This window comes from Vogesella fluminis, assembly GCF_014652335.1.
GTDB lineage: Bacteria > Pseudomonadota > Gammaproteobacteria > Burkholderiales > Chromobacteriaceae > Vogesella > Vogesella fluminis.
Genome location: NZ_BMYP01000061.1, coordinates 1 through 8,801, shown reverse-complemented (window position 1 = coordinate 8,801; position 8,801 = coordinate 1). Strand labels below are relative to the sequence as shown.

The 8,801-nt window shown below is 59.2% G+C and carries 10 protein-coding genes and 1 tRNA gene; 7 read left to right on the top strand and 4 right to left on the bottom strand.

Annotated features, from left to right (window positions below):
- Positions 1-11: 11 nt before the first annotated feature.
- On the bottom strand, positions 12-986 hold the full coding sequence (locus IE083_RS14725; RefSeq protein ID WP_189354792.1) for a hypothetical protein: 975 nt from the start codon (positions 984-986) through the stop codon (positions 12-14).
- Positions 987-1,616: 630 nt separating this feature from the next.
- Between IE083_RS14725 and IE083_RS14720 the strand changes: the two genes are divergently transcribed.
- The 5 genes from IE083_RS14720 (at position 1,617) to IE083_RS14700 (ending at position 5,258) form a co-directional block, all read left to right on the top strand.
- Positions 1,617-1,949: a hypothetical protein gene (locus IE083_RS14720; RefSeq protein WP_229799780.1), complete on the top strand. Its 333-nt coding sequence runs from the start codon at positions 1,617-1,619 to the stop codon at positions 1,947-1,949.
- A 1-nt stretch (position 1,950) separates the two neighbouring features.
- Entirely contained in the window at positions 1,951-2,976 is a 1,026-nt protein-coding gene (locus IE083_RS14715; RefSeq protein ID WP_189354791.1) for a hypothetical protein, read from the top strand.
- 2 nt (positions 2,977-2,978) lie between these two features.
- Positions 2,979-3,482 carry a siphovirus Gp157 family protein gene (locus tag IE083_RS14710; RefSeq protein ID WP_189354790.1) on the top strand — a complete coding sequence of 168 codons (504 nt, stop codon included), beginning with the start codon at positions 2,979-2,981 and terminating at the stop codon, positions 3,480-3,482.
- Between the two features lie 76 nt (positions 3,483-3,558).
- Entirely contained in the window at positions 3,559-4,194 is a 636-nt protein-coding gene (locus IE083_RS14705) for a hypothetical protein (protein ID WP_189354789.1), read from the top strand.
- A 2-nt stretch (positions 4,195-4,196) separates the two neighbouring features.
- Positions 4,197-5,258, top strand: a complete 1,062-nt coding sequence (locus IE083_RS14700; RefSeq protein WP_189354788.1) for a DUF8548 family protein — start codon at positions 4,197-4,199, stop codon at positions 5,256-5,258.
- Positions 5,259-5,416: 158 nt separating this feature from the next.
- On the opposite strand, the gene IE083_RS14695 is transcribed toward IE083_RS14700, so the two are convergent.
- Positions 5,417-5,761: a hypothetical protein gene (locus IE083_RS14695; RefSeq protein WP_189354787.1), complete on the bottom strand. Its 345-nt coding sequence runs from the start codon at positions 5,759-5,761 to the stop codon at positions 5,417-5,419.
- A 311-nt stretch (positions 5,762-6,072) separates the two neighbouring features.
- Positions 6,073-6,162: transfer RNA gene (locus tag IE083_RS14690), tRNA-Ser, on the bottom strand.
- Between the two features lie 143 nt (positions 6,163-6,305).
- Here IE083_RS14690 and IE083_RS14685 point away from each other — a divergent pair.
- Complete coding sequence (locus tag IE083_RS14685; RefSeq protein WP_229799779.1) at positions 6,306-6,716, top strand: aminotransferase class I/II-fold pyridoxal phosphate-dependent enzyme; 411 nt, start codon at positions 6,306-6,308, stop codon at positions 6,714-6,716.
- Positions 6,717-6,879: 163 nt separating this feature from the next.
- Complete coding sequence (locus IE083_RS14680; protein ID WP_189354786.1) at positions 6,880-8,067, top strand: pyridoxal phosphate-dependent aminotransferase; 1,188 nt, start codon at positions 6,880-6,882, stop codon at positions 8,065-8,067.
- Positions 8,068-8,101: 34 nt separating this feature from the next.
- Here the strand turns inward: IE083_RS14680 and IE083_RS14675 are convergent.
- Positions 8,102-8,801 (bottom strand): DNA/RNA non-specific endonuclease (locus IE083_RS14675; RefSeq protein WP_189354785.1); only part of this gene is annotated, 700 nt, incomplete at its 5' end.

Here is an 8,801-nt window from a genome sequence, read left to right as displayed (position 1 = left end):
GAACGCATTCCTCAGATGTGATTTGAAACCCCGTTTACACAAAAATTCGGACAGGCCCAGATGTCGATACCTGTTTTCTCCAGGATCAGCTGCCGCTTTTTAGCAAACGTGGTCGGGCGAGCGTTTTCGCGCACATCACCTCCTTGCTGGTACAGCCGAACTAGCGTGACGTGCTCCCATTTCAGTCGCTGCACCTGGCTGTTCTGCTCGCTCGTCAGTACCAGATCCAGGACAGCAGGAAACTGCTGGTTCAACACCGCCATGAAGTGCTCCTCACCAGTTTTTCTCCAGGCAGCCGGTGACGACATGTCGTGGCGCATCAAGTAGGTGTTACTGAACAGCACTTCTACCCAGTAGCGTTTGCTCAGCCTGCGTTCCAGGCTACGCAGCCCTTCCTCGCCCAGTTTTTTGATGATGAACTTCTGGTTCTGCTTCAGCCGCTTGATGGCTGGTTGGAAGGTGATGCGGTACTCGGCGCATTCGTAGTACGTGGCACCATCAGCATCGATGCCCACGGACGTTGGCGATGGTTTGCTGTTCGTTGAGTTGCATGACCTGTTCTTCATCTTGCTATGCAGGTGTGCCAGCAGATCCATCTCGGTGACTGTCGGCTCCAATCGCACGAAGGCGGCGATACCCAGCTCGTGCAAACGGAACTTCCCAGCGCTGATTTCTGCTTGCAGCGGCTGCGGGAAAGGCAGCTTGTTCTCGGCAAGCAGGGCTTCCGTTGACTGCTTGATGAAGTCCTTCAGCCTGCAAGAGCCAAATAGCGTTTGGCCGTACAACCTCGCGCTCTCGGTCTGGGCATGGAGCTGGTGCTGTTGATCGATCACCAGCCAAGACCGTGCACCGTGGCGCGTGGTGCCTTGCTGTGGCTTCACGGTGCCGGATGGGCTATCAAGTTGTTCCAATTTTCCGTTTTGTGCCAGGTGCGCAAGCGTGATGTCGTAGTGACCGGTAGATACAAAAGTAGCGCGTGTAAACATGGTGTTTCCTTTCCTGTTTGGACATGGATGCGAAGCCATCCTCACCACGAGCGATGACTTGCAGGTTGGCTTTACAGGAAACGCACAGCACACGATTTTCGTAGAAAAACGAAGTAGGCAAGATTCGTCAAAACCCCCTGTAGATGCATCTACGAGGCCAGTTGATAGCGACTTTTGCCCAATCCTTGAAATTGACGATTAAGAACATTTTTTGAGTCGTGCGCGAAATCTGCGTGTCGCGGAGTGATGATTTCGTGTCTGGGCGTTGGCATGCTTCGCGCTAAAAAATCACTTGCCGCATCACCTCATCACACACTTTTTGCATCTTCTGGACGGTGTTGTCTCAAGCCGGCTCACCGCCGGTCTTTACTGGTCATGCGCGTGCGACACGCGCCGATACGCCATTGCTACCCAATTGACATATTTGGCGGTTTTTGGTAGGCTGGTACTGTCGAGCATTGCGCTCGATTACCGTCACCGCCAGCCGTTCGGCTCGGCCAGCTTCCCTTTCATTCCGACTGATTCATGCGCCATTGGCAGCGCAGGCCTTCTTGCGTCCACCGCAAGGGCCGCTGCCGTGCGTGCGCGTCGGCTGGTGCGTGGCGTTTCCCCCGACCAAAGGAGACCCACATGGATACCCATAGCCAACCCACTGTTCGCCACATCACGGCCTTCATGATGAATGCGCCACGACCGCTGTTCCGCCCCGGGCAGGTGGTAGCGACCCCCGGCGCGATTGCCGCGCTCGACCAACGTGATCTGGCGGCGCTGCCGTTTCTGATCCGCCACCTTGCCGGTGATTGGTCCGAGATGGACGAGGAGGATCAGCAAGCCAACGACTACGCGCTACGTCACGGCCTGCGCGTGCTCAGCAGCTACCGGCTGGATGATCACCAGCGGCTCTGGCTGATCACCGAGGCAGACCGTAGCAGCACCACGCTGCTGCTGCCTGAGGAGTACTGACATGGCAAGAACCGCTACCACACCACAACGCAACGGCCTGGACACCCAGGCCGTTGTCACATCCACGGTGACCCCGCTGCCGGTTGCCGTGGCCGAGGACGGGGTGCCACGGCACACCCTGGTGACCGCGTCACCGCTGGACATGCCGATTACCGTGTTCAAGGAGGGGCTGGACCGCCGCAAAGCCAACCGGCTGGCGCTGATGGAGTGGCTACGGCAGTCGCTGGTAGAGGGCGTGGATTACGGCCGGGTTCACATTGCCGGCCGTGATCGTTGCCCGATGGCGAGGCAAGGGCGAGCCAGTGAGTGCCGTGACGACCGCCACTGGAGCAAGCCCAGCCTGTTCAAGCCCGGTGCCGAGAAAATCACCGGCATGCTGGGCATGAGCGTGCATTACCCGTCACTGGCGGCGTACGAGCAGGCGGTGATCAACGGCCAGCAACCCACGCACGTGATCCTGCGCTGTGAGCTACGGGACGCCCACGGACGGAGCGTGGCCGAAGGTGTGGGGGCCCGGTCGCTGGCGCAGGACTACGGCGACATCAACAAGGCGCTCAAGATGGCCGAGAAAAGTGCCCACATCGATGCGACGCTGCGGCTGGCCGGGCTATCGGAAGTGTTCACGCAGGACATGGAGGACGGTGGCGGTAGCGTGGCGGCGCCGGCAGATGCCGAGGATGAGGAGGATGAAGACGACGATGAGGACGAGCCAGATGAAGTGCCGCCCGAACTCGCGGCAGTGACGGTCAAGCAGGTGGAGACCTTGCGGATGAGTCTGAAGCGTTACCAGCTGCCTGAGCGACGGGTCGTGGCCTGGGTCAAGAAAGCGACCAAGGGCGCCGTCACCCGGCTGGAAGACCTCAACGTTACCCAGTTCGCGCTGGTGCTGAGCAAGGTGCCGCAATGGGCCGCCAGCGACAGTGACCATGTTGAACCACAAACAACCGAAACCAACCGCCGTCGCCGCCGGGTCGTCGATGCCCGGCCTTACCCTGACGACGATCCTGCTGATGATGAGGAGGCATGACCATGAGCAGCAAATCCTTCACGCTGTACCAACTGGCCGATCAGTACCTGCAACTGGCGCAAGCCATGCGCGACACCGAGGTACCCGATGAGGTCGTCGATAAAACGTTGGCCGCAGCCAGCGGCGACATTGAGCACAAGGCCTGGAACATCACCGCGCTGATGCAGGAGTTCGAGGGCCAGATCGCGATGATGAAACTGGCCGAGCAGCGCATGGCGTTCCGCCGCAAGTCGCTGGAGAAGCGGACGGAGACGCTACGGCAGTACCTGCTGCAGCACCTGTGCCGCGTCGGGATCTTCGAGATCGAGACGCCCGAGTTTGCGATTCGCGTCTACGATAACCCGCCACGCGTCATTTTGGATGACGAGGATCTGGTGCCCGCTGAGTACAAGGAAGAAGAGGTGGTGGTGAGCGTGCGCAAGGACGAGCTCCGCCGCGCCATGCTGGAGGGCGAGATCATCCCCGGCGCGCACCTGGAGCGCAGCCAGCGGCTTGCCATCAAGTAACCGCTGCCAACCAGTATCAACCACATGGCCGTGTGCCCTTCGGGGTATGCGGCCATTCGCATTTGGGAGCCACCACATGCATACGACCTTCCGTGTTCACCCCGCGCTGGCGGTTTGCAGCCAAGGGCCTTGCGGCCAACGTCAGCTCGTTCACCTGCGGCAGAGCGACCTTGACGGTGCCTGCGGCCAGCATTGCTTGCTGATGGCGCTGCAGATCCTGGGGCTGGCTAGCCGCGAGACCATTATCAATATCGATCAGACCCGCTCACGCGCACTCAAGACACTGTGGCAAAGCAGCCGAGAGCACTACTTCCGTGGCACTCACGCCGCGCACATCACGGCCCTGACCGTGCCGTTTGCCCGGCAACTCACCGTCGAGGAGCACTTCGGCTATGAGGGTGCCCAGCGTGCCTGCAGCACACTGGCTGACGGTGGCCTGGCCATGCTGGGTATCCGGTATCGCTACGGTGGTGGGCACTGGTTATTGGCCATCGGGACAGAAGGGCTGGGCGACGGCCAACGTTACCGGGCTAACCGGTTTCTGGTTATCGACCCCAGCTACGACCCGCTGCCGCTCACACCGTGGAATGGTGTGCTCAATATCGGCAATGGCCGCGCCCGGAGCCAACGGCTGGCTTCGCCGGATGGTGACAGCCTTGTGTACCTGGAGTCGGTGCTGACGCTGTTGCCCAAGCAACGCGGGAGGGCCTGACCATGCTTGATCAACATGAACTGGCCTGGCTGCTGGCCGCCTGCGAGGAGCTGCCTGACTTTGGCGAGGAAGACCGTCCCTTCGATTACTTGGAGGCGCTGTTCATCACCGTGCTGGACTTCCATTCACGTGGCGAGATGGTGGAAAAGGCACTTGATCACTACACCGCTACCGCCCGGGCAAAACTGAAGCTGACGGGGCACCAGAGCCTGCAGAAATGGCTGGCCCGCTACGGCGACAACCAGGCCGAGCTGGAAAAAGCCAGCCTGGCGTTGTGGGGCAACCGTCACTGGACACGGCTGCGCTTGCTCAAGCAACTGGTCGCCTACTTTGACGAGCAGGGCGTAGTGGATGCCACGACTCTGCGCCACTGGGCCATGAAGGCCGATTTTGAGCGCGACTTCAAAGGCCGGGTCAAAGGGCTGGGCTACACCGTGTTTCACTGGCTACAGCTGCGTTGTGGCGTGCCCACCATCAAGCCGGACGTGTGGGTACTGAATTTCGTACAGCGGGTCATCGGAAGGCGGCCCACCGAACGCGAGGCGGTGCAGGCATTCGTCGCGCTGGCACCATACCTGAAAGTGCCGCTGGCCCGGCTGGACAAGATCATCTGGACCACCGAGCGGGAGTGGATCGATGAGGGGGACTGCCCGGGCATGCGCATCGTGTTCTGGCGGCTGATGCAGCAACTGATGGTCAGCCGTCTGGATGCCTGTGCGCCCGGCTGGCGAGCTTGGGCGACCCTGACGGTAGATGCCCCGGAAAGGCTGCGCTATGGCATTGGTGGGCTGGAGTGGCGGGTACGCAGGGAAATCGGCGGCTGGATGCCGGGAGAGGGCGTGAAACTATGGCAGGACGAGCCCGCCGAGGGCTTCCCGCTGATCGTTGAAATCAACGCCGGTGTGGAGGCCGCCCCCTTCTGCCTGATGGACGAGCACTATGCCCCGGTCGAGCTGTTCGGCCTGACGCCCGACCGAATGGACGACTATCTGCATGAGGTGATCACCATCGTGGGTGGATGGCTGCTGCTGGCGGCCTCTACGGTGCAGGGGAAGGACAGCTAGTCGGCCTTATGCAAAGCTTTCCATAAGGCCGATGAGTCGTCTGTCGGCTTCCGGGTCCCCTGATTAACGACCATCCGCAGTGGCCGATTAGCTAGCGTAGGTAGCCCCTCGAGCGAAGGTTTCTTCCTTGTCGAGGATCTGCTTCTTAACCCTTTAAGTCATTTCGGTGGTGGAATAATCTTCGGCATTGGTGGGTGATCCGTCTGTCCATCCCAGAGCTCAGGGGCTAGATCGTTCTTCACGACCCGATATTGCCTTGGCACAAAGTCGTTCAGCTTGCCGCTATCGAAGCATGCCTTGAACTCGAGTAGGTCCTTGCCCAGCCAGTACTTGACGCCCGTTGAGTTTGGGTTGATTGGCGGGGGGAATTTCTTTTCCAGTAACAGCTTGCGCAGAGTTGATTTTTTGAAACGAAACAATACGGGCTTGGCTTCCTCGCCGATCTGAATGATCTCGGACCTCGTATAGTGCTGGTCCGGGGTGATCTTGATGTCAGTGGTCATGTTGGTCTGTGGGGGGACGTTACGTGCCAAATGGTTGCATGAACACAACCCATTGAAAAGTCCAATAAATCCAGACCAACGTAGTTGAACTGCTTTCAACCACAAACAACCACTTCAGAGCGTGCGCTGGCGTTGCGAGCGTGCATCAAGTAGGCCGAGAGCGTGCATGGCCAGTATGGGGGCGAAAGGTGCTGCCAAAGTGATCTTGTTGTTGCTTCGGCGCTGCAAAGTGAATGGCTACCCTAGATGGCTACCCTGAATTGCAGAAAACAAAAAAGCCCTTGATTTCTCAAGGGCTTAGATGTCTGGTCTGGCGGAGAGGGAGGGATTCGAACCCTCGGTACGCTCGCACGTACGCCTGATTTCGAGTCAGGTACATTCGACCACTCTGCCACCTCTCCGACTCAGGAGGCGCATATTAGACCTCTGCTTTTTATCTGTCAAGCGTATTTCATGAATATTGGTGCAAGGCGGTGGCTGCGGCATACTGGCTGCCGATGGCGCGCCGGGCTGCGTGCCCAATGACTCCAACAAAGGAATTGCCATGAAACTGTCAAAACGCCTGTCCGCCATTGCCCCGTTCCAGGTGATGGCGATTCTGGAAAAGGCCCGCGCCTTGCAGGCGGCCGGTCATGATGTGATCCACCTGGAGGTGGGCGAGCCGGACTTCGCCACGCCGCAGGCCATCGTCGATGCCGGCCGCGCGGCGCTGGCGGCGGGGCATACCTACTATACCGCGGCGCAGGGGCTGGCCGAGCTGCGCCAGGCAATTGCCGCGTTCTACCAGTCGCGCTTTGGCGTGACGGTGGCGCCGGAGCGCATCATCGTCACCCCGGGCGCGTCCGGGGCGCTGCAGATTGCCCTGTCGCTGCTGGTGGACGAGGGCGACGGCGTGCTGATGGCCGATCCGACCTACCCGTGTTTTATCGACAGACAATCTCCTTATGTCAATTGAAGGGAGTTCTGCTGGCCACGCATTGACAGTTCTTGGGGCGGGTCAGAGTAGCTAGGTGCAGTAGTAGCTTGGCCTGCGCCTACCCGCAGCTTGTGATCCTGAGGGATACTATGGATGAACTCATAACCTTGTCGACGGGTCGATACAATTTGGAACTGAAGCTATGAAATTTGCTGAACGCACGGAGCTGGTTGCCCCATTCTTCGTAATGGAGTTTGCCAAGCGTGCTGCTGCTCTTGAAGCGCAGGGGCACCACATCGTCAAGCTGAGCATTGGCGAGCCTGATTTCGGTGCTCCGCCTGCCGTTACAACAGCGATGGTAGACGTGGTGCGAGGTGGCAAGCTCTCCTATACCGACTCGCTCGGTTTGCCGGCTCTCAGAAAAGCCATTGCAGGTTTCTACAAAACCACACATGGGGTGAGCATTGATCCCGACCGTGTGGTCGTGACTGCAGGCGCATCAGCTGCCCTATTATTGCTCGCGGCTGCGCTCGTTGATTCCGGCGATGAAGTGATCGTCGGCGACCCATCATACCCCTGTAATCGCCACTTCTTTGCCAGCTTCGGCGCAGAGGTAAAACTCGTACCGACAACAGCAGCGACACGGTTTCAGCTGGATGCGTCCCTGGTAGAGGCTCACTGGACGGACCGTACTCGGGGGCTGATCATTGCGACTCCATCGAACCCGACGGGAACGTCGATCGATCCTGGCGAGTTGCACGCGATCTGTGATTTTGCGCGCGCACATGGAGCCTGGCGTATCGTCGATGAGATCTACCTGAGCCTCAGTGATGACAGCGAAGCCGGACATCCGCCGCAAACGGTGCTCGTATCAGACCCGGGAACGATTGTCATCAACAGCTTCTCGAAATATTTCGGGATGACCGGGTGGCGCCTCGGGTGGTGCATTGTTCCCTCCGAGATGGTTCCTGTGCTGGAGCGACTGGCGCAAAATTATTATATTTGCCCGTCGACACCGGCTCAGCACGCGGCGCTTGCCTGCTTCCATGCCGAGACCATCGCCATCTGTGAAGATCGCCGCACTGAACTTCGCCGGCGCCGGGGGCTCGTTCTCGAGCGGCTGCAGACGATAGGCCTCCCGGTGCCGGTCGAGCCTGATGGGGCTTTCTTCGTCTACATTGATGTGAGCCAGACGGGTCTAAGTGCTTGGGATTTCTGTGAGCGCGTGTTGAATGAAGTGCATGTCGCGCTGACCCCCGGTAAGGATTTCGGCAGCATCGGCGCCGATATGTATGTGCGAATGTCATACGCGGCCTCTCTGGCCGAGCTGAACGAAGGGCTGGACCGGCTAGGACTGTTCATGTCGCGACTGATGATTTCCCGTTCGTAGGCTAGTCGAACAATGTTAGGCTGATAGATGATGCCTAGGATAAGCTCGGGAAATAGTGAATACCCGTGCGTTGCACCAGCTCTGCATAGCTGAGACGTTCGGGCTTTCGCACATTGGTATTTGCCGTCCAGTACACCCACGATTTACCCGTGCCAGGATCGAATACCAGCTTGTACAGGGCATCAGGTATCCGCACTTGCCCGGCATAATGGGGCGTAACTTGCGGGTTGTAATACGGTCCGGTAATCACGAATACCTCACCCCCCGCACGCTGGACATATTTGCGTGTGGCAGCTTCCACTGCCCGTGCCCAAACGCCACGATTATTCTCCGGCGCCTGCGGCACCATATTGGCCAGACTGAAGCTCTGCGCCATGGCCTCTGGCGTGGTGCGCTGTGCCGCCGCCGCCATATGACCCCGGTCATAACCACTCCCGCGATAGTCTTCCAGGCGCCCTCGCTCAGCACTGGGCAGCCGGGCTTCCTCATAAAAATGGTCGGTCCGCTTCTCATCGGAGGCATCGCTCAAGCTATGTGCTGACAGCTTCTCTGCGGCAAATACCGGACTACGGGTGCTACTGCTGTGTAGTACAGCGAAATCATCAAAACACAACTCTCGCACGCCGCCTGCCTGCAGCGGCGCAGGGATTTGTGGTGGTTGCTGTTGATAGAACAAGCGATAGAGTCCACGGAAGTGGTGTAAATGCAGACAGATGGTAGGAGGCCATCGACGA